This window comes from Anaerospora hongkongensis (assembly GCF_004339805.1).
Taxonomy (GTDB): domain Bacteria; phylum Bacillota; class Negativicutes; order Sporomusales; family DSM-15969; genus Anaerospora; species Anaerospora hongkongensis.
In genome coordinates, this window is record NZ_SLUI01000001.1 from 193,096 (window position 1) to 215,244 (window position 22,149).

The window sequence follows — 22,149 nt, forward strand, 5'->3', positions numbered from 1 at the left end:
AGTCATCACAGATCCGCAACTCGTTTCCGTTGAACTTATTTTTTATAACCTGTTTTGCTGGATGCTCACCGCACGTTTCACATTTATATTCGCACGCTTTATCCGAAGGACACTGTATTACTATGGTTGGCATGTTAGTCACGCCCCCCGCTTTCAGCGTCCGGTCCCTCTCCATAATCTTTAGCGCACCTCTTGGAGTTCGGTACCATATACATGCACCCACTGCCGGATACCGAGCAATCCCATCTACCGCTATCAGGATCATAGCTGGCACATTTACAACTCATTTCTGCTCACCCCTCCTTCTTCGAATTAAGGTAGTCGCCCTTTGCCTCGAAGTAAATATATCTACTACTCTGCTTAGCCGGTGTTGTAATGCCGTATTTATTCAACAAGCCTTTATACAAAGGATATTGAGACTTTAGCACTTTAAACCTTGTAAATGTTTCACCAGCGACCTCGAAGATGCTCAACTCCATTTCTTATCTCCCCTCCTGCTCTGGTAGTGCCGGTAATGGCATATGATGAGTTACACCCGGCACTACATGTTCAAAGTCTTTTGTTAGATATTGCTGCTGATAATAAACTCCTTCCATCACGCCATACTTATAGGCCAACAGTAACCTTGCTTGTTTCGGCTCTTCCGTTACCGGTATCCAGTCCCTTTGCTGGCCTAACTTGGCTAGGCGCAATATTTCTCCGTTCGCTTCTGGCTCTTTTGTGTAATAATCTCCATTGTCCCATTCGTGATATTTGCAGAGTGCTAAGTCTCCCCGCTCTATCTGGCTTATTAGGTCGTTCATATTTGACCCTCCCTATCCTCTCGCATAGCGTTTAGTAACCTTTTCTTGTGGTACGCACAATTCCGGTAAATTGGCTCTTATAAGGGCTTCGGAGAACTGAGGCGGGACCGCATTTCCGCACCTGGCTACCTGGTCAGCTTTAGAATATTTCTTGCCGTCACAATCCCGGTCAATAATATAGTCTTCAGGGAATCCCTGGGCATTGAACAATTCACGCGGTTCTAACATTCGCATGCCAATATCGACTATTTGGTAATTCTCGCCGTGTATGGTGACAAGGCCAAATTTGTCTTTTGTGGTTACTGTGTGCATCGGTTCATCTACCGCTTGCCCTTCGCCAGTTCCGTAATATTTCATGAGGAAGGCCCTGACCTCTCCAAAGTGCAACCCGCCGGCTGTTATGGTTTGAATTGGTTCCGTTACCTTCTGCCCTATATTTGTGCCTTTCATTTTAACTAAATGGCTTGTGACCAGGGCATTATGATCTACTGTTGTTACTGTAGGTATTGGCTTATCCATTCCTGAGCCAGGGCCAGTGTAATTGCCGCCGTAATGCTTTGCTAGAAAACTAGCTACCAGGGCGTACCTGGGCGACGCATCAACCACCATAAGCGGCCTTCCAAGGCTTTGCCCCCGCGTTTCTTTGTCCGATTGTTCGCCGTGGTACTGTATAAGTGTAGGTGTTACAAGAAACTGCTGATTTCCCGTTGTGATAGTTCTTGTCGGTGTGTCGACGCCACTACCTGGATGGCCCGTTGTATTAACCATAAGAGTTGGTGTAATCAGTAAGTGTTCTGCCTTTGTTACGATGGTTGTTAACGGCTCCTCGATGCTGTATTGCATCCTATCAGCGCCAAACCCAGTCTGTCCGATTCTCGCAATGTAGGGGGTAACTATTCCCCATCCATTTTTTGCGGTTACAGTTTGCAGCGGCTCGTCTATTCTCTGCCCCCGGAAGTCAAGGCCATGATGATTGACTTTGATCACAAAAGGTTCGGGATTTTCTATTACGAATTTTTGTATCCCCCTGGCTATCCGCTTCATTGTGTTTTCAGCCAGCGGCTTCTTCCGCTCAAATATCGATGGGCAAGGCAACGACCAGTCTATGCACTCTGCCGCCGTCCTCCAAGGCTTCAGTTTGCCGGAAATGACCGCCTCGCTCTTTGGGTCGCCGTGTGTTGGTTTGGGCCAGCTAATCGGCATATTATCGCGTCTGGCAACTAGAAAGAAGCGTTTGCGAATAGTTGGTGATCCAAAGTCACAGGCTCTAAGTTCTTTCCAGTCTACATGGTAGCCATGCCGTTTTAAGGCATTAACGAAAGCTTTGAACGTATGGCCTTTTTTATCCGGGTCGGGCATTCCATTTTTCAGCAACGGCCCCCATGTTTTGAACTCTTCCACATTTTCCAGCATAATTACCCTTGGTTTCACCACTGCCGCCCACCGAACAGCAACCCACGCCAAACCGCGAATATTTTTTTCTACCGGCTTCCCGCCCTTGGCTTTGCTGAAGTGTTTACAATCTGGGCTAAACCAGCACAATCCAACTGGCCTGCCCCCTGTTACCGTTAAGGGGTTAATATCCCAAACCGATTCAAGGTAATGTTCTGTACCTGGGTGATTGGCCTTGTGCATCCTTATTGCGGCTATGCTATGGTTTATAGCAACGTCAACCTCTCTGCCTGTAGCCTGCTTTGCTCCCTGGGAATCTCCGCCGCCGCCGCAAAAGTTACTAACTAGGATTTCTCTAAACAAGTCCTCTAAGGGCTTCAACCTCTTCCCCTCCCACTATGTTACATACCGTATCTATATATTTGTTTTGTTACATGTATTGGTGTGTTAATGGCCTAATGACGGGCTATTACTCATAAATTACGGTTTGGTTTGGGTCTATTTTTTCGCCTCTCCCATCGTCATACACCCACCAATTATACATATCTACTCCCGACTTCCATTCTTCCGGCATTTTGTGTCCAAGTGGTTTTTTTCTGTCAAATGCCATTTCACACATTTTTAGATAATTACGAGCGTATGCAGGCCATCTTTCTGCTTCTTTGATCCTGTTAGCTACAGAAGTTAATGGACACATCACGCAGCCGATCCGGGTAAATCCTTCGTCGTAAAGCGAGCAATACGGTAGGTTGTTTTGTTTTATATATTGCCAAACCTCTTGTTCAGTCCAGTCGATAATTAAGTTTAGCAGTCGTTTACTGTTATCACGGTAACATTGTTCAACCATTTTGCGTTTGCCGCGCCTTGCCGACTCTTCCCACCTTACACCCGTTACCACTAAGCGACCTTTACCGCCACTTTCCTTGTGGTCACAGCACCAACGCATTCGCCTGTTTGCAGGACCCCTTTTTGACATTACTAACCACTGACTAACTTTGGGATAATCTTTTATTACATCATGGTAATGCTGATTAATAAATCTCACTAACTCAGGTGGGTCAAAACCACCAATACGATAATGAGCCTCATATTTAACTCCTGCTTTTTTAGCTAAGTCAAGAATCACCATTGAATCTTTTCCACCGCTAAACGCTATCCAGTATCCTTCCTCTGGTTCGAATTGCTTCAGGCGGTCTACGGCTACCTGAACCTTATCTACTACGCCATACCATAGCGTGTTTTCTAGTAGCATTACCTCTCCCCCAATAGCTCTTGGTTATCCCATATATTGCCGACAAGAGTAATTGATGTTGTGTCTGTAAACCCACTAAGCGCCGTAAATTCCCGCCTGTGGCCCCACTCTACACCGATCTTGCAATTTTTAACCTGCAGTATTTCAGTAGCTTCCGCGATTACCTTCCCGGACCAATGGCACTTAATCGCAATGTGCAAGAGGTCGCCATGATATAGTTTTGTATCGTCAAGTACATGTAGCACCTGTCCTACTGTTTCGGGATCAACTGCTTCGCCAAAAACCTGGCAAAACCCATCTGAGTAGGAAGTGTATCTTTCGGCAATAAATGCGTCTGTATCTCCGTCTTGCAATAAATCGCCATATATCCACTCATTGTTGTCAAACCTCTTACCCCTATATAAACCTTGCATTATTGCTTACCCTCCCCTAGTACGGCCTGTAGGTCTTTTACCTTGTCAAGCACCTGTGTTTCATAATCGCCATAATGAGCAAACTCTTCTGCCGGGGTGCTATAAACCGCAACTAAACTACGCGCTGCCTCTTCCATCTTCCGCAGTCTTTGCGTTTGGTCATTACCTTTGTTATCAGCATCCCATCCTACCAGGTCAATAGATTCCCTTAATGCTTCATATGCCGCTTCACTTGGCGCATCGCCCCTAGCAAGTTCGTCCATTATTGCGCAAGCATCGTCTGCGACTTGTTCCAGCTTCTTTACCCTGCTATACTCGGCTCCGGCTGTATTGGATAGGGCTTGGTCGATAATCCCGTCATACATGTATACTTCACAAGCTTTAAGTCCCAAATGTGCTTCTTGTAAAGCTTCGCGCATAGCGGCTATAGTGGCCTGCTCTGCTGCTAGCTTGTCGCATAATCGATCATATGCACCAATAATACCAACACGGCAATTTATGCACTCTATACAACAATTTAATCCGTGCATGTTTATTATCCAAAGATGCTCACACTCGCTCATCTTTCAAACCTCCTTTATCACATGTATCCATCCCAAATCTGTAATTTACCAAGCTCAAACTCAACTTTTCTCATAGCCCATGAAGCAAAGCTCAGCATTTGGGCTTCATATTCTTGTCCGACTCGCTGCCGACTTCCACGATTATGATGCATCTGAATAACTTGGTATACCACGATATCATCTTTACGCCGGTCCCCGGGGCCGGGGCAATAAATATCAGTTACAATTACCAGCTTTCTATTGCAACCTCGATATATGCCCCCGACCTTTATTTCCGACCTCTTCATATAGCTACTTTATGCTTTAAAGACGCTGCCTTTTTTCGAATACGCCACCAAGCATTGTCCTCTGTCTTTTGCCTTAGGTTTAAAGCTGAGCAAATATCCCGTGGCTGTATTCCCTGGTATCGCAAATCAAGCACTTTACGTTCAAGCGGAGATAGCGACAGTTTCAAATCATGGTAAAAACTTTCAAAGTCCAAATTATGGGCAACACTTTCAAAAACATTTACATTTGGATCTTTAATAATTTCCATCCATGTAGTTTGCTTCACCGTATCCCCATCAATGGCCGAATCCAAGCGTAAAGCACCACTCATTATTTTATTTTTTTGGAAATTTAGCCCCCGTAGATATGAGTTGATTCCAGCCTTTAATGCCATGAATAAGTAGTTTATCGGCTTCATACTTCGACTAGAATCATATCTCTTTATTGCTGCAGCAACTCGAATGATTCCGGATTGCCTTGCGTCTTCCCACTCATAGGGCGGCAGCCCCATAAAAACAACTGTATCCATGCCAAGCTGATAAAACAGTGATAGGATTTCTTCTAGTTTTTCTACGTTACCATCCTTCGCAGCTATGATCGATTCTTTCGATACGACGCTCACTTCTCTTCACCCGCTTCTTCTTCGTCAAACAAACTGACAATTACAGCAGTACCGGCTATCTTGTCACCTGCATTTTTTCTGTTGGAAAACGGGATATTTAGAAATTCACTTAATTTTTCAACTGCAGCCTCTAATAAATTTCTGTGAAAAACAGGCTTGTACTCATGATTAATTAAATTTTCAGCAGCAAATCCTAACAATACAGAGTACATGCGAACGTCTCTTAATTTGCTTTCAAGTTTTGCTATTCGCTTTTCCGATTGCATATCTGTAATCATCGAACCTAAGAAGGCTCCTACCAACAACGAAACCAAAATTTCAATAGCGAATTGCATATTACTTACCTCTCTTTCCTTGTTGATATTTCCCGCATACCGCTATGCAGCCAAGCCCGAGGTCTAGCAATTGCGGCTCCCTTACGCAGCCATTTAGATTAAACGAACAATCACATTTATCTCCCATAATGCATATAGTTTTCAATTTCATCATCCCCCAGTTTGTAGTCTTCTGTCCGGACCTTCTAATCTCCAGATGTTTTGATGACTACCACACTTACCCACCATTCTTGATCTTATAGCTGGACCGTGGTTATCACCAAAACGATCTTCCATTACACGAAGGTTGGTTATGTCGTGATTGCTTGTAAAAATTGTTGTCTTGTTACTGATAACCCGTTTATCAATAATGTCATATAGTTTCATGGGCCACCATTCAGTCTTGCAACCTTGTTTCCCAAAATCTTGAATAATTAAAACTTGAATGGCCTTATACTTTCCCATCAGAGCGTATTCAGTTTCGCCTGTTTTATCACCAAACGTATCCTGTATTTGAGAAGCCATATCAATCTCTCTACTTACCAAAACAGGTATGCCTTCGTCGATTAGCATATTAGCAATAGCATTTGCAGTGTAACTTTTCCCTGTACCATTACCAGTCGGATTTATACTTTGGATATCCTTGGGACTGTAAATATAAATCCATTGTTTTCGATCCCATTCATGTTGCAGATATTGATACAATCGCCTGGTATACTTGTCCACCATTGCACTGCTAAAAGTCTGCCGAATATCTACTCCTTCCAGACCACTTTTAGCGAGTAACGATTCTCTCATTCGAGCAGCCTTACACTCGTTTGTTATATAACGGGTCAATACACCTTTATCAGTTACATCCCGATTATCACAAATACTACAATCTCGATTTGGCCAAGGACACACTTCAATCGTCTTCACCTGCACAACGGACACCGAATGGGAGGAAATTTTGGTTACTTGTTTTGCTCTTTCCTGCCACTCGCCCAGGATTGTGATGTTGCTGATTTTTTCCACAATTCTCCACCTCCCTTGCGGCTATTACTAACTTATTAATCTGACTGATAAAAGCCCCTATTGAGTAACCGCTATCCCTAATAAATTTATCTTCACTATTAAAAAAAGTTGTTAGCAACGATCTTGTCTTTTCTTCTCCGTAAGTATTTATCACCTTTTTGAGCAAGGCGCCATCTTTACCACCATTAATAAAGGGCTTCTCTTCAAACTTCTCAAAAAATAAATCATGATAATGATCCATCACAGTATGTTTCTTTATTCTTTTACTTTCTTTATTACTTTCTTGTATGTGTTCACTAGGTGAACCGGTTAGTGAACTGGTAGGTGAACCGGTAGATGAACAGCCGACATACGTTGAACTGGCATCACTCACAGACTCTTCAAGGCTTTGCAAGTTTTTTTCTGCATGTAGCGGTTCATTTAATGAACTGGTTACTAAACTGGTAGGCGGTTCATTAAATGAACTGGTTAACTGGTCGTTTATTCCTACCGGTTCACTAAATGAACTGGTATCTTTTAGTTGATAAGCCCCATAATTTTTCACTTTCACTTTCATACCAACCCCTTCCGTAACAATGCGCCTAATATATCCTCCATGCTCTAGCAAATTTAGCATTTTTGCCACAGTAGCCTTACTGAGAACATTTCCATCTCCCTCTGCGCAATCAGTTTGAATGTCTGAATAACTAACCCAACATTCGCCAATCCCTAATTTCCATTTTGTATCTGGAAATCGGTTTGCTTTTAACAATAAATAAATGAATATCTTAAAAGCAATATGCGGTAAGGAGAAATGACCGTTGTGTAAGAGCTTGCGGTATAGCAGTATGTAGGTATCATCATATCCACAAGCCATAGTCCCCCTCCTTAACCGCTTGTTCTACTTCGTTGCCGTCGTTCTAAAAAAGCGTACTTCATTGCATAGTGTTTATGATACAATCGCTCAAAAGTCGCCTGATCTACCAGGTGATTATTTTGACCAGCAATATCCCGTATTGCTTGCCACAACACTTGTTCTTTTTCAGCTTTGTCAGCAACATTACAAGCAGGACTCCGCAATGAGGTAATGATATTTTTTATCTCTGCAACTAAAAATGCATCATCGACAATTACCATTTAGCTCACCTCAATAAAATCAAATAGTGTCGGTTCTTCTCTTTCTGCCTCTGCGACTTTTAAATAGCCTAACCCATCCCTAAAATAATCCGAATTGAGTTCGCACGCTCGCCCATAACGGCCTTTTTTTATGGCCACCAAAGGGACTGTCATTAACCCACCAAAGGGATCGTAGGCAACCTCACCAGGATTGCTATAGCGGTTTATAATCCGCTCCACAATATCAATCTGCAATGGGCATACGTGCATCTGTTGTCGTTTTCTACTTTGAGAAGTATTAAGAGTCTTCATTCGGTTAATATCATCCCAGACTTCATCAGTCCATGATCCAGGGGCAACTACCATAAAGGATGCAGGTAGCTTGCCGTTTTCATCTAAACGCTTGGCCAACTCAACATGCTGCTCATAATTGTAAGCATATTCTTTCGAATATTTCCGGTAGACAGCTTGTAAATTTTCAACCGGGATAGAGGCAAGCTCATCTTTACTCAAAAGACGATTACCACTGGATCGCCAAAACGCATGCGCATCTATCTGCCACTGAGCCCGGGTATACTCTCCCTTTGTTTTAGCCACCGGCACATCTGCATACGCCTTACCTGTATCAGTTGGCAGCTTCCGAAATAATAAGATATATTCAGGGCAACCAACACCCATTTTAGTTCCGTCCTTGCATTGTTCTGTCCAGCCCAAACGATAGGTTTGATTATTCTCCCTAACTACGTCTGTAACCACTGTAATCATGCCAAAATAGTGAAAACCGTGCTTCATATAGTGATCGATACATAAAGCGTGAAATGGTTCAATTGTGGGCATTCCGGTGCCAGTAGCGTTACCGAACAACACTCGATCTTTTACATGGCAGGCAAATACTCTACCTGGCCGCAGCACTCTTAATAAATTGGGAGAAAGGTAATCCATTTGTTCAAAGAATTTTTCCGTACTTTGATTATGACCAAAATCATTGTAACTAGGCGTATACTCGTAATGATTGCTAAACGGAATCGAAGTAACAATCAGATCGATACTATCTGATTCCATTTGTGCCGTCTCTAAAATGCAATCATTGTTTGCTATCGTAAAGTGTTTTCCACTTACCTCCACACGCTCAACTCCTATTGTCCTTGCCATTTTTTCTGCCATTGAGGTACTTGAAAGGCCGTGCTTCTTGATTATCTCAACCATTTTTTCAAGCATATGATCATGCTGCTTCCATTTCTCCATGAGCGCCTTTAATATTTGTTGCTCACTTTCGGTGCAAATGATATCAATAATCACTTCGTTAACTTGCAAGTACCTGTAAATACGGTGTATAGCTTGAATGAAATCATTAAACTCATAATCAATGCCCAAGAAGACTGCTCTGTGGCAGAACTTTTGGAAGTTACAGCCTTGACCGCTTATCTCTTTTTTTGTCGCTAAATACTGAGTACGACCTTCAGAAAAATCAATTACGTGCTGCTCACGGAGCTCATACTCTTGGCTACCGTATATCTCCACTACCTCAGGTAGCGCTTTTTTTATTGCATGCCGCTCTGCTTCCAGATCATGCCACAAGATAAAGTGATCATCCGGACTTGCCTTGATTATTTCGATCATCTTTTCAACTCTGGAATCAATACTATCCCGTTTTTCTTTTGCCGCATCAGCCAGAGATATTGCAGCATCCCGAATTAGTTTCACTTGCCCGTCCCGGTCCACACCAGCCGTTGAGTTATCTACCTGTACCATGTGGTAGTTAATTTTCAGTTGAGGCAATGTATATCCGGTATCATCAAACCCTAAGTCAGAAGGATGAGTGATAAATAACGCCCAGCTGCTCATCCAAAGCCAAAATTCATTTTCCTTATGAGGATATAATGTTAGGTTATTGGCCTTTGTAGAATCCCTCTGGAAGAAACGAGTAAGAGCTTGTCCGGTATCCATAATCTCCAAATAACCGGCATAATGAATCAGTTCCTTATACTTATTTGGTGAAGGCGTTGCCGTGCTCACCAGCTTATAAGGCACTCCCCTGAACTTATCTAAGAAGGTTTGATATGTTTTACTACCATAACTCCTTAGACATGAAGCTTCATCAAGGCTTGCCGCGGTAAAATACAGAGGGTCTATATCGCCATCCCGTACCCGCTCATAATTAGTGATGATAATATCCGTCTTAGCTGCCTCAGCCTCTGCCATTGTACGGCAGTATGCAGGCTTTTCCATTCCCAACAACTCAACTGCGTCCCGGGTAAATTCTTGCTTCACACCAAGCGGCAGTACAATTAATGCCTTACCGCCTTCCCGCGCAATGACAAGCCTAGACCATTCCAATTCCTGCACAGTCTTACCTAATCCAAATGCCTCAAATAGAGCTCTTCTACCACCTTTAACAGCCCACTTCACAGCTGCCCTTTGATGAGGCTTCAAAGCAGGATGTATATCGTTTTCATTAACCATAAAACCGGTATCTTCAGCGAGAATAATTTTATTAGCTAAAAAATCGTTATAGTCCAATCTCCATCCTCCTATGGTAAGGATTTTTCTCCACTTAACAAGTAACTTAATGCCTCTTTTTGATAGGATCTTAAACGAATCTCTGACTTACTTTTGGAACTCTTCCTCCCGCAGCCAGGCCGCTTACCACCATGCCCACTGCCACCATTGCATGTATAACCCATGATTTTTAAGCGATCCTCGATAGTAGATGTTGCACAACCGATCTTTTGTCCAATTGCTTTCGCGGTTAAGCCATCTTTTTGTAGCTTATGAATCATTTCCAACTCTTCTTTTGCCAAAGTCATAAGATCACTCCTTAAATTCGCCTTCATGGAGCAAATATTCTATTTGGCGTTTCTGTATCGTTCCCGGATGCGTCCGATCCTCAATTAGTTGTCTGAGCCGAACAATTTCCTGTTTTAGTTGTTTCCTATCATCCTGCAACTTCTCAATATCTATGGTGTTGTAACATATCAGAGATCCAAAGAATAATGCAATCAAAAGCGCAGCAAGGCTTGCTAAAAATTCACTTTGCCGTTTAGTCAGCATAACTTATGTCCCCCGGATATTCATCATGTATAACTCCATCTAGTGACCTGCCGGCAGCTTTTTTACCTACACGGTAGACAGGGCAAGCACAATTGGCTTCCGCTTCAACATCAGCGCGAGGGAACCGACGAATATTGTTAATCCAATCCTCATCATATCCAGCGGTAGGTTTATTGACAGCTTGTGGCGGCACCCACTCACCCCACTGTTTAAACAGGAACGGCACTCCTGATTCTCGGCACTGATCACGTAATCCACGTACCCAATCAGGATGAATCGGCCGCGCGCCGGGGCCGCTCTCGCCTCCGCAAATAACCCAGTCAAGACCTACTTTTTTCCAGTACTTACAAAGCGGCCATTTTAAATATCTACTCACATTAATTGGCCCCAGTATAGGCTCCACACTTATAAATCTTTTAGCTGCCGGAATCTCCAAGAGCAACGGAATCCGTTCTTCAGCAGTTTGTTGATTCTCCGTTGTGACACCAAGCCAAACATTCATCAATGGCTGTTTATCACGGTAATAAGCATCGAAAAATTCCTTCATCCGCTCCGGACGCTTAGTAAGTACTATAAAGATGTGTTGAGGCGCTTTTGTAATCGTCACAAAAACTTCTCTTATAAAGTCAAACGACACAAGGCCATGAAATAAATCTGACATGCTGCAAACAAATATCTTATTCGGTTTCTTCCAGTTAAGAGGCTGATTTAATCGACTGTCGTGAATCATTATCTCGCTAAAATTACGATCAGGGTAAAACCTATTAGTCACACGCTCAGCATAGCAATTTAAACATCCTTCACTGACTTTCGTGCATCCAGTAACGGTATTCCATGTCTTATCAGCCCACTCGATTTTTGTCTTAGACACATTCTCACTTCCTAATCAACTTTATAAAACACACTTGCATCCCAGCCATTGCCTTTTAAACTTTTTTCCATTGCCGTAACTGTCCTGGTTCGTCCATTTCCCTGTCCACCGGTAGGACCCGAAACAAAGTAACAAGGTCCCAACCAGTCACTTTTACCCCGGCAATGTAGTCCAGCCGCCTTGATAGCTTTTAGGACAAGCTTTTCTCTTCCCTTTGGTACGCGCAGCACCAATGTATCCAGATTACAAGAACCGCCATCGTCTCCTGGCATTGCATCTATTGCCGCTAACCTGGCTTTGTCCAAATCCCTTTGAAGCTTTTTATAATCAACCGCCATTCTAATCCACCACCTTAACCAGATTGATTGACGGTGCATAGTAGTCATAAGAACCGCTTTTACGCCTTACTGAAACTAAAACGCGATCAAATGCCATATTGACGTACTGAAATTTCATACGGCAGCGCGGAGCACCAGGAGGAATATATTTACTGGCATCATCCAGTTTGGGGATGATTGCTATTACATCCCCTTCTTTTGTTTTTGCATATCCTCCAGCCTGGCTTGTCCATCTTACATAATCACCTACGCGAATTATCTGCATCGTTTATTCCTCCACTTTTATCCAATAGTTGATTTCAAGGTTATCGCCCGGATAAATAAAGTAATAGGGAGCTCTATTTTTAAACACCGTTTCGTAATTTCTTTCAATGATTCCGTGATAAAACTCACGTATGTCCCGCTTGCCATATGTGTTCTTGGCTATGTACCGGTCAGCAATACTCCAAAGGGTATCTCCCTTTTCCACTGTATAAACTTCAGTTACCTGAATTGCTTTGGCAGAATTGCCGCAGGATAGGGGCGAGACGGCAACAAGGATAAGTAATGCCAACCAAAGCCAATTGGCCGACTTACGGGAAGCTGGCGTGATTCTACGGCACATTTTAATCGGCAACCCACTCATGCTTTTACCGCCCTTTGCATTTCTTTCATCAAAAACGGCCACTTCCACCAACGTACATTGTTGCAAGTATGCGGCTTCGCAGTATCAATAACTGCCTCTTTTGCGGCTAACTCACCCATTGCATTGCCACGGTATTTACAAAACTTTGAGCAGCCAAGGCAACCAGGGATAGGAAACAGTTTAGCTACTTTTCTTTTCATATTTTTCACTCTCCAATGCATATTATGAATAACAGCTGCGTAAACTACATATCAGGAGAAGTCTACGCATTTTTTAAAATTTTGCTCATCAAAAGCTAGTTCTAACCGGAGTGATAATATGCATAAAATCATTTTTATTTTTGGAAGCAATACAAGCAGGTGATGTTGGAGTATTAAAAGACAGTGTTATCATGTCTTCGTTTATAATTTTTAGTGCATCTTGAAGATAAACGACATTAAACGAAATCCCTTGCAATGTTGGCCCTGCCTCATATCCCACAGGTATCGTTTCCGTTACCTGGCCGATATCCGGATGTTTACCTGATAACTTCAGGTTTTCCTGACCAAACTCAATATTTATAATGCTGTAGTCGTAGCCCTTAACTATGCCGGTAATCCTCGTTACTGCTTGCAACAGTTGGATGCGGGATACTTCAATAGCAGTAGAAAAATTTTGAGGTATTATCTTTTGCCAATCGGGGTACTTACCGCAATTTACGGTATGCAAAATGATTTTCTTATCACCAATTACAGCAATAGACTCATTCCATCTCAAATGTACAAATGATTCATCCTCAATAAATGTAGAAACGTGTTTTAATAGACTTTTGGGTATAACCACTCGCCCTTGACATTGCGGCTTTATAACCGGATTTATAGTTTTACGCGCAAGACGATGAGTATTTGTAGCTACCGCAGTCGCAGATTCTCCGTCAAATTCAAACAATACCCCTAGAAATATAGGCCGTGAATTATCTGTAGCTGCAGCGTAGTCTACATTTTTTAGCAAACATTTAAGCTCTTTACCGGTCAAAACAGCAAGGTTTTCGTCCGGTATTTTATGTTGCTTATACTCTGCACCGTCATTTGTATAAAGACTATACTGTATTAATCCGGAATTAATTTGCAGCTGCTTATTGTCTAAAGACAGTGCTAAGGACCCTTCCGGCAATGATCTTGCAGCAGTTTGAAGTGTTGAGCCTTGAATAAATACATTCCCTCCAAATTCAACATAGCTATGATTATTGTCAATTACATAGAAAATCGCATCTTGAAAGTTAGTAGCACTAAGCTCAACTGCATTTTTTTCATAAGATGTTGTAATACGCACTCCTGCATGTTGTGGAGACTTTTTACTAATGACCTTACTTATTGCTTTAAGGCCCGTTAAGAAATTTTCCTGACTTACTAAAAACTTCATTTCTTCTCCCCCATTCATTGCTATTTTATTCTACTTTATTGTCATTTTTGGCAATATCATTAATAGAAAATACCGTCGTCTTAATAATATTTGCGCAACAGCGAGTTAAAGCGATTATCCGTATGTTACCTCAGGTTCCTTATCTGGAGTAACATCCTCACATTCGCTGTCAGTATCAAGAATTATCTTTGTTTGCGCTTGATCCAATCGCATAAGCAGTATTTCAAAGTCGTTCACACGCCGCAACGATTTAATATCTTTTATATAATCGTAAGACATTGACCATTCATTTTCCTTGTCTCTATTGTAGTGATGCAATCTAATTGCAAAATTCATTTCGTTATCATGCTCACACTCAAAAGTCAATGTTGCATACTGAAAAGGACTCCATTCTCTTTCGTCATCATAACTTACAGCTAATGTGACTTCTACAGATTCGTAAGATACACTGTCTTCACATATAACATCCAAGCCTTGCGTTGCTACTCCCTTTGCTACATACTTGCACCAAGCCTCAAATATCTCAGATGCTTTAATTGAATCTCTATCTATCGGCAACATTAGTTCTTTAAAGTTTTGCAACACAGTTTTATTGTCAGCTGATACCTCTTTTAGCACATCTACTAAAACTCCATCCAGCTTAACAATATACCTGCCGTAATCATATTTCTCCAAGTAGGGAACCATTACGGATGTGATTTGTTTTTCAATAACTTTCGTTACGACCCCACATCTACCAAACAAGCTATCTAAAGCGTTAATTATACCTTTTTGCAATTGCTCTTCGACCATCTTCTCGACAGTGCCATCCTCTAACTTCTTTGCAATTACATCCTTAATGCTGCTTTCTAATGTCATTTTTATCTACCGCCCCTTCTCTAATCTAATCCAAATTCATCTAAAAATTGACTAGGCGACGCATTTACCATGTTTCCGCTCCAATCGGACACAGCATCAGCATACGTTAAATGAAGCCTGTTTTTCGCTCTTGTAGCAGCCACATAAGCAAGCCGACGTTCCTCTTCGATCTCACCGCGTTTTGACGGAAATACGCCCTGGTTCATTCCCACAAGGTAAACTGTGTCAAATTCAAGCCCTTTGCTGCCGTGTATGGTCATTAAATTTATGGCATCTTTTTTCTCAGTTAATTTTTCTTGGATATCCCTGAAGCGCAAATGCTTCAGAAACGCTTTCACGGAATAATCCTCATTAACTCGTTGCTTAGATGCTTGCCAGCGTTCAATTACAGGGATAGCTCGATCTACTTCACTTTGCGAGCCAACTATCACATTGCGAATAGCATTAACATGGGCAAGCGGCGAATCTTCGACCTTACTTATCGCCTCATTTATCGGGAGACTTGCACTTTCAAAAAATACTTGCCCAACAGAAAATTTTAGGCTTGCTTGACAAAGCGATACTTCCATGTTTAAAGCATATAGTTCGATTTCTGCCATTTTGATACTGTTAATAGCAAAGTTTTTAAATACCCGTTTAAAAGCCATATCATCAGCGTTGTTTTGCATGAAATACATCCAGTCTATGATTCGCTTAACCATGGGAGCCTTATAAGGATCTTCTTGCCCTCCTACTCGCAGACACGGCAATCCCCGCCGTTCCAACTCCCATTTGATACTATCCAGTTTTGCATTTGTTCTGGCCAGTACCGCAATTTCTTTATATGGCATGTCCTGAGACATAGCCGCTATAGAATCTGCAACTGCAGCATTTTCCTTATAAGCATCTTCATACCGATCCAAACTAACAGCGCAGCCGAACTTGTGAGCAATCAGTTTTTTGTCAACTCGTTTGACATTGAACCTGATTAATCGATTAGCAACGTCCACAATCTGTTCAGTCGATCGATAATTGTCCTCCAGTTTGATAACTTCGCAACCGGGATTGTTCTTTTCGAAGTTCACTATAAAATCAACTTTTGCCCCCCGCCACTCATAAATACTCTGGTCCGCGTCACCTACTATAAACAAGTTACGCGCTCTAAGCAGATCCACCATATACGCCTGCTCTTTGTCAGTATCTTGAAACTCATCAACAAAAACATGCGAATACTGATTTTGATAATGGGCAAGTATTGTCGGATGTAATTCCCACAACCGAATAACTAAATCCACCAGCCGGTTTAAATCCACTGCATTATTCTGCTTGCACCGGTATCCGTATTCTTCAAGTACTCTACATTCTTCCGGATACGCTCGACGTTCTTCCCGCACATCACCACATTTTTTATGACGCTCTACAACCTTGCTTAAAGTTGTGCGGTTCCCCAAGTCAGCAATAATCTTTTTAAATAGCTCATTCCGGTCCTCTTGATCATAAATGGAAAAGTTTTCTTCAATGCCTAATAAATGACCATGCTCTTTTAGTACTGACACCGCAAAAGCATCAAACGTATTAGAGAACAACTCCTTTGCCGCATCCTCACCAATCAGTTTTATGACACGTTCCTTCATTTCCAGGCCAGCAAGTCGGGTAAAAGTTAAACAAAGTATGTTGGATGTTTTGATTCCATGATTTAAAACCAGATTGGCGACTCTCTTCGTTAGCACTGTTGTCTTGCCACTACCGGCACCTGCTATACAGAGAATGACAGGAGCGGTAGTAATTACCGCTCTTTCTTGTTGTTCATTAAGGCCATTAAGCAATTCTGGCATCATTACCATCCTCCGCGCCACTGAGATTCCATACCGTCCAGTTATCAGCTGTAAAATCAAATTCAATCGCGCCAGCCAGTATGATATTATCCAGCTTACCTCTTACTTCAGCTAAACCGTTTAGGAGCAGTTGAAAGTTCTTTTTGTCTAAGTGGTTTAGGTTATCCATTACCAACAGTCGCAGTTTAGGTTTCGCACGGTCAATAATTGTGACCATCATAGCCGCTAAGAAAACCGTTTGTTGCCCTGTAGAAAGAGCGTCAAAGTTAACATAGTGGCCTTTCGCATTAATCCATCCAAATTGAAATATCTCTTTACCGGTATCACTCTCTGTTTGGAAAAACGGTTCATAATCGAATCCCATTAACGCCAGGTTTGCACCAATATCCTCTTTGATAGGCTGCAAAATTTCCTTTACAAGTTCCCCTTGTACGCCTTTTGCCCCCAAGGTATCCGCAATAAGTTTTGAGCAAGTAGCATTATATTCAGCCTTACGGTTATTAATCATGGACTGTTGCACCATAATAAGAGCCTGCCTTGCTTTCTCTTTTTGATCAACAACTGCTTTTAAGCTGGTTATTGCAGTTCGGCTATTCTCAGCACGTTCTTTAAGGGGGCCTATATCTATCACTACTTCATCCGGCTCCGCTTGCAGTCTGTTCAATTCTTCCCGATACACCTTAAGTTTGCTGTCACGGTCTGCATTTTTCTGGACATACCCATTCCGTTCATTAGTCAATTCAGTAATCGACTTGTTAATGGAGGCATTGCGCTGGTTAATTTCCTGCGCTTCTTTAGCCAGTTGCGCCTGCCTGTTTTGCTGGTCTGTCTCCTGCTCATCGAGAATTTTAATCTGGCCTTCTATGCCAGCCACTTCTTTTTCTAGTTCAGCAACTTTAGCATCTGCCGCAACCTTATTCCGTTTAACGCCATCCACCAGTGCAGGGTCCGAAAAGTCTTTCGGGCATTTAACCATGTGATGAGCTACGCACCTGCCGGAGAGCTCACCAACCTTCCTGAGAGCATCTTCTAAAGTTGCTACAGTAGTTTTGATTGTGCTAATTGTACTCTTTACGCCTCGGGCTTTATCTTCAAGTTCTTTTCGGCTCACTCGTATATCAGAAATCTTAGTTTTGATGGTTGCTAACTCATTGTCATTGTTAGGTGGATCTACCAATTGGCCTTGATGTTCAGAAATTTTGGTATCAAGCGCAATAAGGTCATGCACTGGTAATTCTTCCAGTTTCGCTATTTCTAAATTCAACATGGCAAGACGTGCGTTTTTTTTATCGGCCGCTTTCTGTTTTTCCTCACCAGCTGTAAGTTGCTTTTCAATATCAATCAGGCTATTCTGCAATAGCTCAAGTTCTTGCTTTTTGGCTACAATACCCCGCTCAGTTTCTTCGAGATCATTCTTTAACTCACTGATTTGGCGAACCGCTCCCTGAGCATCTTTTTGCTTACTGGACCAGAACTTTTTTTCCGTTTCCAGCCAGCCAAGCATGGATTGTAGTCCTTCACTTACTCCAAATCCGATTGGATACTCTGCAATTGCTTTTGTGATGAGTTCTTGCATCACGCTAAACTGCTCGGGATTATTGATCTGCAATTCATCTGTTAGCAGTTTCTTAGAAAGGTAATCTTCAATCCGGTCACGGTTCCATGAGTCGGATGTGATTGGACTAAGGCCGTAAATAAAATCCCGTCGTTTTGCATCGGACATTGATAAAAACTCACTAAAGTCCATCATCACTGGGAAATTCCCAATCTCTGTCCCAATCCGGATACTTTTATCTGTATCAGTCCGTTCACCGGCGCTCGGTGAAACAGAAATGCTTTCTTTAATCGTTACAGTAGTCTCACCATTTTTAGCATTACGCTTTTCGCTTCTTGTTAGAGTTCGCACATGGCTAAAAGATTCTGTCCGAAGCCCAACACTCATATTGTCGCCGGTGGACATTTTAAAAGTATCCGTAGCTGTCTTCTTTTGCCCAGGAACATAACCAAGCATGGCATAACCAAGCGCCTGAATTCGAGTAGTTTTACCGGCTCCATTACGGCCAGTAAAGATATCCATACCAGTTAGCTCCTGCACAGCTGTTTGCCCTTTCATATTTTTAAACTCAATGGCAGTTAATTTACTCATACTGCTTCGCCTCCAAATATTGCTTCAACTGTAGGTTTGGAATTATCCATTTTGCCATTCAATTCTGCTAAGCAAGCTTTTGCTGCAGATCGGACAACTTCGTTCTTCGCATTATTTGCTAACCAGCGCAACTGATCAATATCTAAATCCGATAGTTTAGTCATGGTACCTTTATTCGATATGGCCACGTCACCGGCTGTTGTTGGTGCAGAACTTGCTTTATTCGTTAATATGGGAGTTGCTGCCGCTGTTACCGCAAGTGCTGAATTATGGACAGGCTTTTTATCATAGGAAAACCCTTCCGGCAGCGCCCATAACGGTAAGCGTGGAGTTGATTTTAACTTAAATGAGTTTTTCCCATACGGCTCAATTGGAACCCATTCGTTTTCCAATTCATACAAGTATCGTCCAATCCCCCACTGCACGGCAGCACGTTTCATAGAATCGCTTAAACCGCCTTTAGTAGCCTCTGTTGCACTGTCATTTGCTCCATCCCATTTTGTAATCCATTCTCCGTTATGCAAAATGGATATACCACAAAGTTGGCTATTGGCTTTCCACTCACGATACTCATTTTTCCATCCGAAGGGGCCAAAAACTTCGTCTAATCTAGTCTGAATTGCGCGGTTTGTAACATACGCCAATGCAATTCCTTTTAATTTATCGGCCGTTGTAGCACCTACACGCCACTCCACTTCACTTGGAAGAAAAGGCTCTTGCAGTTTCTTTTTTATATCATCTTGCATTGTTGCCCCGCCTCCACTTCTGTGGTAACATAGGTACTAACATTATTTTGATATGCTGTATTGCTAACCGCTTCTGCGCCAACAGGAGCGGCTTTTTCTTTTGGTATAAGCGAATTAATATACTTTCTTACTATTTTATGCTGATCTTCAAGCGTAAGGCCGTGTTTCAACTGTTCACGATCAATTAGAGTGAACCAATTAGCACCTCCAAGCCTTTGCGTTGCCTTAAAAGGATGTTTTCCTGCAGAAAAATCAACTATATCAAAATCGGTGCCAATTATTCGTGCAAACATCCCGTTTGTTAAGTGAATTTCAATTTCTTTCTTATGGTTAATGCCTATGGACATCGCTTTAGTTTCTTCAAAAACCTCTTTCATCGCAGTTACCATACTTTCAACTCGTTCGAATAAAGCCATATTTATATCCTCCTTTATTTCATCTTTGCACGGGTTACAAACCTCAACATATTTGCTATGATCAACTATATTTCTTCCGGTTACGTCGTCAAAGCAAACGCCGCAACAATCGCAAAACATAACTTACACCTTCCCTTCAATGTGATTGTTAGGCTCTCCCAAATATTCACGAAGCTCTGCCAATTGTTTTTTAATAAGCAAAGAATCAGCTGGATTCCATGAGCCTTCTGCTGCTGTAATGTTTCCATCAGTAAGGTTACGGCATAATTGAAGGGCCATCGCGCGTAACCTTATGAGCTCATCGAGCAGATCGCCATATTCAGACGTTTTAATCCCCTCCTAAGCCACATATTTAATCAACATTTCTTTTACGATACCGGTATATATTTCTTTCAGCCGCTTATCTGACTCTATAACATCCATTTTGGTAATAGAGTTTATTTTTGTCTTTGTGGCGCCAGTATCTTCAAGGCGCTGTCTCATATTACGAATCCGCGTATTTAGATCACAAGCTGCTCTTTCTTCAAGCAACATATAACTTTCTGAACGAATGGCCTGATAATTCTTATCTGCACTGCATTTCGCGATTCTATTTACCATAGTATTAATTGAATCACGCCAGTTATCATCACGCTGAATGATAGTCTCTTTAACGACTTCTAACCGCTGCTCAATATAGCCGGTCCGTTCGATAGCCTCAGTAGCTTTTGAGTTAGCTTCTACCAAATCAAGTTGCAATTTAGCTGTGTTATCAAGAATTAACTTAAACATTTGTAATTCTGGTGATAGCTTGGAATAATCAATGAGCAATTGAGCTTGTTTCGTTCTAAAGTACGATTCTTCCAAAATATCATACTGTTGCCAAGCTTTATCGGTGTCGAGAATTTTACAGTGGCGATTAGCGCCGCGCTCAGTCCAAAGGTACAGCTGCGATGTAAATTTAAAGGGCTGGTCAATATCGTTGACTACCCTTTTGAATTCTTGCAACTCCTCGCTTTGTAGAAAAAAATAATCTCTACCTTCAACAAAACGATCTTTGTTATTAGAGAAATTATTTTTGATGTTATTGCTGTCAGTCTCATAAACTTGTGCTAATTGCTGAGTTGTCAATACTCGTTGCCCACGGTGCTCTAAAATCGACAAATTACTCATACACCCTCCACCCTAAACCGATCTACCGCTATTAGCGATCCATCTTTCTAATTTATCCCGATACACTCGATACTTTTTGGGACCGAGTTTTACAAGCGGAAACCCTTCTGAATGAATAATTTCATATACAATAGTACGAGAAACATTAAGCCTTTCAGCTACTTCTTTTATTTTCATCAATGGCTCGGTTTTCTTTTCAGTCGTACAAATCATCTATACTCACCCCCAATGCCTTAGCAATTCTTTCCAACTGATCTTTATGACTTGGCAAGGTTTTCCTTGTTTCCAAATCGGCTAACGATGATCGCGGCACACCAGCTTCATTTGCAAGTCGTTGCTGACTCCAACCTTTTTCAACTCGGAGTCTTTTTATTTTCATTACTACATCTTTCCTTTCCGGTTATTCCGAAAAAGACTTGCTGCGACGTTTTAATTCTATCGGATATTCCGATACAAGTCAATACTATTTTGCACATTTTACTACAAAATATTTCGGTATTTCCGAAAAGGTTTATAAATAAAAAAATCGAATAATACCAAAGTTTACAGGTATTATTCGACATGAAAATCGCATATAATATGGAATCGAAAGGAGAATTATCGTGCATTTTATCGGCTCAAAACTTAGAAGTTTACGAGAGGGCAAAAATTTACGTATTGAAGATTTATCGGAAATTACAGGTATTAGCGTTTCCACTCTTTCCGATATTGAGACGGGAGAAACAAAAAACCCACGAAAAGCCACTGTCAAACTCATATGTGATGCACTTAAAGTACCTGAAACTTATTTTTACCTTGAAGATTCACGCCTACCCACAGACTTAATTCCAGAAATGCCGGAAGAAACACGTAACTTCATAATGAATGGACGAAATGTACCATTTCTTGTTCTTACAGAAAAAGCAGCTAAAAACGGCCTAACACCAGAACAATTCGACAAACTCTTAGAGCTATGGTTGGAAATAAAAAAGTAGCCTTCCGGAATTTGGTGGCTAC

General features: G+C 41.8%; 29 protein-coding genes. 1 reads left to right on the forward strand and 28 read right to left on the reverse strand.

Features of this window, described 5'->3' with window-relative positions; genetic code table 11:
- Positions 1-134: 134 nt before the first annotated feature.
- The 28 genes from EV210_RS22445 to EV210_RS01110 all read right to left on the reverse strand — a co-directional run bounded on the left by EV210_RS22445 (position 135) and on the right by EV210_RS01110 (position 21,532).
- Positions 135-287 (reverse strand): hypothetical protein, encoded by a 153-nt coding sequence (locus EV210_RS22445; RefSeq protein WP_165898745.1) that lies wholly within the window; start codon positions 285-287, stop codon positions 135-137.
- Between the two features lie 195 nt (positions 288-482).
- Complete coding sequence (locus EV210_RS00980; protein WP_132074200.1) at positions 483-803, reverse strand: hypothetical protein; 321 nt, start codon at positions 801-803, stop codon at positions 483-485.
- 12 nt (positions 804-815) lie between these two features.
- The gene (locus EV210_RS00985; protein WP_132074203.1) at positions 816-2,576 is read right to left on the reverse strand and encodes a DNA cytosine methyltransferase; all 1,761 of its coding nucleotides are present in this window, start codon (positions 2,574-2,576) and stop codon (positions 816-818) included.
- Between the two features lie 88 nt (positions 2,577-2,664).
- Complete coding sequence (locus EV210_RS00990; protein WP_132074206.1) at positions 2,665-3,447, reverse strand: phosphoadenosine phosphosulfate reductase family protein; 783 nt, start codon at positions 3,445-3,447, stop codon at positions 2,665-2,667.
- Positions 3,447-3,860, reverse strand: coding sequence for a YopX family protein (locus EV210_RS00995; RefSeq protein WP_132074209.1), 414 nt, complete (start codon positions 3,858-3,860; stop codon positions 3,447-3,449). The genes EV210_RS00990 and EV210_RS00995 overlap by 1 nt, the downstream gene beginning before the upstream one ends.
- Complete coding sequence (locus EV210_RS01000) at positions 3,860-4,423, reverse strand: hypothetical protein (RefSeq protein WP_132074212.1); 564 nt, start codon at positions 4,421-4,423, stop codon at positions 3,860-3,862. The genes EV210_RS00995 and EV210_RS01000 overlap by 1 nt, the downstream gene beginning before the upstream one ends.
- A 283-nt stretch (positions 4,424-4,706) precedes the next feature.
- On the reverse strand, positions 4,707-5,312 hold the full coding sequence (locus tag EV210_RS01005; protein ID WP_132074215.1) for a hypothetical protein: 606 nt from the start codon (positions 5,310-5,312) through the stop codon (positions 4,707-4,709).
- The gene (locus EV210_RS01010) at positions 5,309-5,647 is read right to left on the reverse strand and encodes a hypothetical protein (protein ID WP_132074218.1); all 339 of its coding nucleotides are present in this window, start codon (positions 5,645-5,647) and stop codon (positions 5,309-5,311) included. Before EV210_RS01010 ends, EV210_RS01005 begins: the two co-directional genes overlap by 4 nt.
- A gap of 150 nt (positions 5,648-5,797) precedes the next feature.
- On the reverse strand, positions 5,798-6,640 hold the full coding sequence (locus EV210_RS01015; RefSeq protein ID WP_243650383.1) for an ATP-binding protein: 843 nt from the start codon (positions 6,638-6,640) through the stop codon (positions 5,798-5,800).
- The gene (locus tag EV210_RS01020) at positions 6,531-7,496 is read right to left on the reverse strand and encodes a helix-turn-helix domain-containing protein (RefSeq protein ID WP_132074223.1); all 966 of its coding nucleotides are present in this window, start codon (positions 7,494-7,496) and stop codon (positions 6,531-6,533) included. The genes EV210_RS01015 and EV210_RS01020 overlap by 110 nt, the downstream gene beginning before the upstream one ends.
- Before the next feature lie 11 nt (positions 7,497-7,507).
- Positions 7,508-7,756, reverse strand: a complete 249-nt coding sequence (locus tag EV210_RS01025) for a hypothetical protein (RefSeq protein WP_132074226.1) — start codon at positions 7,754-7,756, stop codon at positions 7,508-7,510.
- Positions 7,757-10,255 (reverse strand): DEAD/DEAH box helicase, encoded by a 2,499-nt coding sequence (locus EV210_RS01030; RefSeq protein ID WP_132074229.1) that lies wholly within the window; start codon positions 10,253-10,255, stop codon positions 7,757-7,759.
- Between the two features lie 11 nt (positions 10,256-10,266).
- Positions 10,267-10,542, reverse strand: a complete 276-nt coding sequence (locus EV210_RS01035; protein ID WP_132074232.1) for a hypothetical protein — start codon at positions 10,540-10,542, stop codon at positions 10,267-10,269.
- A 4-nt stretch (positions 10,543-10,546) separates the two neighbouring features.
- Positions 10,547-10,786, reverse strand: a complete 240-nt coding sequence (locus EV210_RS01040; protein ID WP_132074235.1) for a hypothetical protein — start codon at positions 10,784-10,786, stop codon at positions 10,547-10,549.
- A complete protein-coding gene (locus EV210_RS01045) occupies positions 10,776-11,657 on the reverse strand; it encodes a DUF5131 family protein (protein ID WP_132074238.1) in 882 nt (293 codons plus the stop codon). The genes EV210_RS01040 and EV210_RS01045 overlap by 11 nt, the downstream gene beginning before the upstream one ends.
- Positions 11,658-11,668: 11 nt before the next feature.
- Positions 11,669-11,995, reverse strand: coding sequence for a hypothetical protein (locus tag EV210_RS01050; protein ID WP_132074241.1), 327 nt, complete (start codon positions 11,993-11,995; stop codon positions 11,669-11,671).
- 1 nt (position 11,996) lies between these two features.
- Positions 11,997-12,260: a hypothetical protein gene (locus tag EV210_RS01055; RefSeq protein WP_132074244.1), complete on the reverse strand. Its 264-nt coding sequence runs from the start codon at positions 12,258-12,260 to the stop codon at positions 11,997-11,999.
- A 3-nt stretch (positions 12,261-12,263) separates the two neighbouring features.
- Positions 12,264-12,620 (reverse strand): LysM peptidoglycan-binding domain-containing protein, encoded by a 357-nt coding sequence (locus EV210_RS01060; protein ID WP_132074247.1) that lies wholly within the window; start codon positions 12,618-12,620, stop codon positions 12,264-12,266.
- Positions 12,617-12,820 carry a hypothetical protein gene (locus EV210_RS01065; protein WP_132074249.1) on the reverse strand — a complete coding sequence of 68 codons (204 nt, stop codon included), beginning with the start codon at positions 12,818-12,820 and terminating at the stop codon, positions 12,617-12,619. The genes EV210_RS01060 and EV210_RS01065 overlap by 4 nt, the downstream gene beginning before the upstream one ends.
- An 88-nt stretch (positions 12,821-12,908) precedes the next feature.
- Positions 12,909-14,021 (reverse strand): DNA polymerase III subunit beta, encoded by a 1,113-nt coding sequence (gene dnaN, locus EV210_RS01070; RefSeq protein WP_165898746.1) that lies wholly within the window; start codon positions 14,019-14,021, stop codon positions 12,909-12,911.
- 114 nt (positions 14,022-14,135) lie between these two features.
- Positions 14,136-14,879: a hypothetical protein gene (locus EV210_RS01075; RefSeq protein ID WP_132074254.1), complete on the reverse strand. Its 744-nt coding sequence runs from the start codon at positions 14,877-14,879 to the stop codon at positions 14,136-14,138.
- A 20-nt stretch (positions 14,880-14,899) separates the two neighbouring features.
- Positions 14,900-16,696 (reverse strand): ATP-dependent helicase, encoded by a 1,797-nt coding sequence (locus EV210_RS01080; RefSeq protein ID WP_165898747.1) that lies wholly within the window; start codon positions 16,694-16,696, stop codon positions 14,900-14,902.
- A complete protein-coding gene (locus EV210_RS01085) occupies positions 16,677-18,839 on the reverse strand; it encodes an ATP-binding protein (RefSeq protein WP_132074259.1) in 2,163 nt (720 codons plus the stop codon). Before EV210_RS01085 ends, EV210_RS01080 begins: the two co-directional genes overlap by 20 nt.
- Positions 18,836-19,585 (reverse strand): Rad52/Rad22 family DNA repair protein, encoded by a 750-nt coding sequence (locus EV210_RS01090; RefSeq protein ID WP_132074262.1) that lies wholly within the window; start codon positions 19,583-19,585, stop codon positions 18,836-18,838. Before EV210_RS01090 ends, EV210_RS01085 begins: the two co-directional genes overlap by 4 nt.
- Positions 19,570-20,001, reverse strand: a complete 432-nt coding sequence (locus tag EV210_RS01095; protein WP_132074265.1) for a hypothetical protein — start codon at positions 19,999-20,001, stop codon at positions 19,570-19,572. Before EV210_RS01095 ends, EV210_RS01090 begins: the two co-directional genes overlap by 16 nt.
- Positions 20,002-20,340: 339 nt before the next feature.
- Entirely contained in the window at positions 20,341-21,153 is an 813-nt protein-coding gene (locus EV210_RS01100; RefSeq protein ID WP_132074268.1) for an ORF6N domain-containing protein, read from the reverse strand.
- 12 nt (positions 21,154-21,165) lie between these two features.
- Positions 21,166-21,366 (reverse strand): helix-turn-helix transcriptional regulator, encoded by a 201-nt coding sequence (locus EV210_RS01105; protein ID WP_132074271.1) that lies wholly within the window; start codon positions 21,364-21,366, stop codon positions 21,166-21,168.
- On the reverse strand, positions 21,350-21,532 hold the full coding sequence (locus EV210_RS01110) for a helix-turn-helix transcriptional regulator (RefSeq protein WP_132074274.1): 183 nt from the start codon (positions 21,530-21,532) through the stop codon (positions 21,350-21,352). The genes EV210_RS01105 and EV210_RS01110 overlap by 17 nt, the downstream gene beginning before the upstream one ends.
- Positions 21,533-21,755: 223 nt before the next feature.
- Between EV210_RS01110 and EV210_RS01115 the strand changes: the two genes are divergently transcribed.
- On the forward strand, positions 21,756-22,127 hold the full coding sequence (locus tag EV210_RS01115; protein ID WP_165898748.1) for a helix-turn-helix domain-containing protein: 372 nt from the start codon (positions 21,756-21,758) through the stop codon (positions 22,125-22,127).
- Positions 22,128-22,149: the final 22 nt, after the last annotated feature.

Bases quoted from the DNA above. Each gene is read 5' to 3' on its own strand.
- EV210_RS01095 (WP_132074265.1), bottom strand. From the start codon at position 20,001: ATGGCTTTATTCGAACGAGTTGAAAGTATGGTAACTGCGATGAAAGAG.
- EV210_RS00995 (WP_132074209.1), bottom strand. From the start codon at position 3,860: ATGCAAGGTTTATATAGGGGTAAGAGGTTTGACAACAATGAGTGGATA.
- EV210_RS01105 (WP_132074271.1), bottom strand. From the start codon at position 21,366: ATGATTTGTACGACTGAAAAGAAAACCGAGCCATTGATGAAAATAAAA.
- EV210_RS22445 (WP_165898745.1), bottom strand. From the start codon at position 287: ATGAGTTGTAAATGTGCCAGCTATGATCCTGATAGCGGTAGATGGGAT.
- EV210_RS01100 (WP_132074268.1), bottom strand. From the start codon at position 21,153: ATGAGTAATTTGTCGATTTTAGAGCACCGTGGGCAACGAGTATTGACA.
- EV210_RS01020 (WP_132074223.1), bottom strand. From the start codon at position 7,496: ATGGCTTGTGGATATGATGATACCTACATACTGCTATACCGCAAGCTC.
- EV210_RS01000 (WP_132074212.1), bottom strand. From the start codon at position 4,423: ATGAGCGAGTGTGAGCATCTTTGGATAATAAACATGCACGGATTAAAT.
- EV210_RS01090 (WP_132074262.1), bottom strand. From the start codon at position 19,585: ATGCAAGATGATATAAAAAAGAAACTGCAAGAGCCTTTTCTTCCAAGT.
- dnaN (WP_165898746.1), bottom strand. From the start codon at position 14,021: ATGAAGTTTTTAGTAAGTCAGGAAAATTTCTTAACGGGCCTTAAAGCA.
- EV210_RS01085 (WP_132074259.1), bottom strand. From the start codon at position 18,839: ATGAGTAAATTAACTGCCATTGAGTTTAAAAATATGAAAGGGCAAACA.
- EV210_RS00980 (WP_132074200.1), bottom strand. From the start codon at position 803: ATGAACGACCTAATAAGCCAGATAGAGCGGGGAGACTTAGCACTCTGC.
- EV210_RS01065 (WP_132074249.1), bottom strand. From the start codon at position 12,820: ATGAAAAGAAAAGTAGCTAAACTGTTTCCTATCCCTGGTTGCCTTGGC.
- EV210_RS01110 (WP_132074274.1), bottom strand. From the start codon at position 21,532: ATGAAAATAAAAAGACTCCGAGTTGAAAAAGGTTGGAGTCAGCAACGA.
- EV210_RS01025 (WP_132074226.1), bottom strand. From the start codon at position 7,756: ATGGTAATTGTCGATGATGCATTTTTAGTTGCAGAGATAAAAAATATC.
- EV210_RS01075 (WP_132074254.1), bottom strand. From the start codon at position 14,879: ATGACATTAGAAAGCAGCATTAAGGATGTAATTGCAAAGAAGTTAGAG.
- EV210_RS01010 (WP_132074218.1), bottom strand. From the start codon at position 5,647: ATGCAATTCGCTATTGAAATTTTGGTTTCGTTGTTGGTAGGAGCCTTC.
- EV210_RS01060 (WP_132074247.1), bottom strand. From the start codon at position 12,620: ATGAGTGGGTTGCCGATTAAAATGTGCCGTAGAATCACGCCAGCTTCC.
- EV210_RS01050 (WP_132074241.1), bottom strand. From the start codon at position 11,995: ATGGCGGTTGATTATAAAAAGCTTCAAAGGGATTTGGACAAAGCCAGG.
- EV210_RS01080 (WP_165898747.1), bottom strand. From the start codon at position 16,696: ATGATGCCAGAATTGCTTAATGGCCTTAATGAACAACAAGAAAGAGCG.
- EV210_RS01040 (WP_132074235.1), bottom strand. From the start codon at position 10,786: ATGCTGACTAAACGGCAAAGTGAATTTTTAGCAAGCCTTGCTGCGCTT.
- EV210_RS01055 (WP_132074244.1), bottom strand. From the start codon at position 12,260: ATGCAGATAATTCGCGTAGGTGATTATGTAAGATGGACAAGCCAGGCT.
- EV210_RS00990 (WP_132074206.1), bottom strand. From the start codon at position 3,447: ATGCTACTAGAAAACACGCTATGGTATGGCGTAGTAGATAAGGTTCAG.
- EV210_RS01035 (WP_132074232.1), bottom strand. From the start codon at position 10,542: ATGACTTTGGCAAAAGAAGAGTTGGAAATGATTCATAAGCTACAAAAA.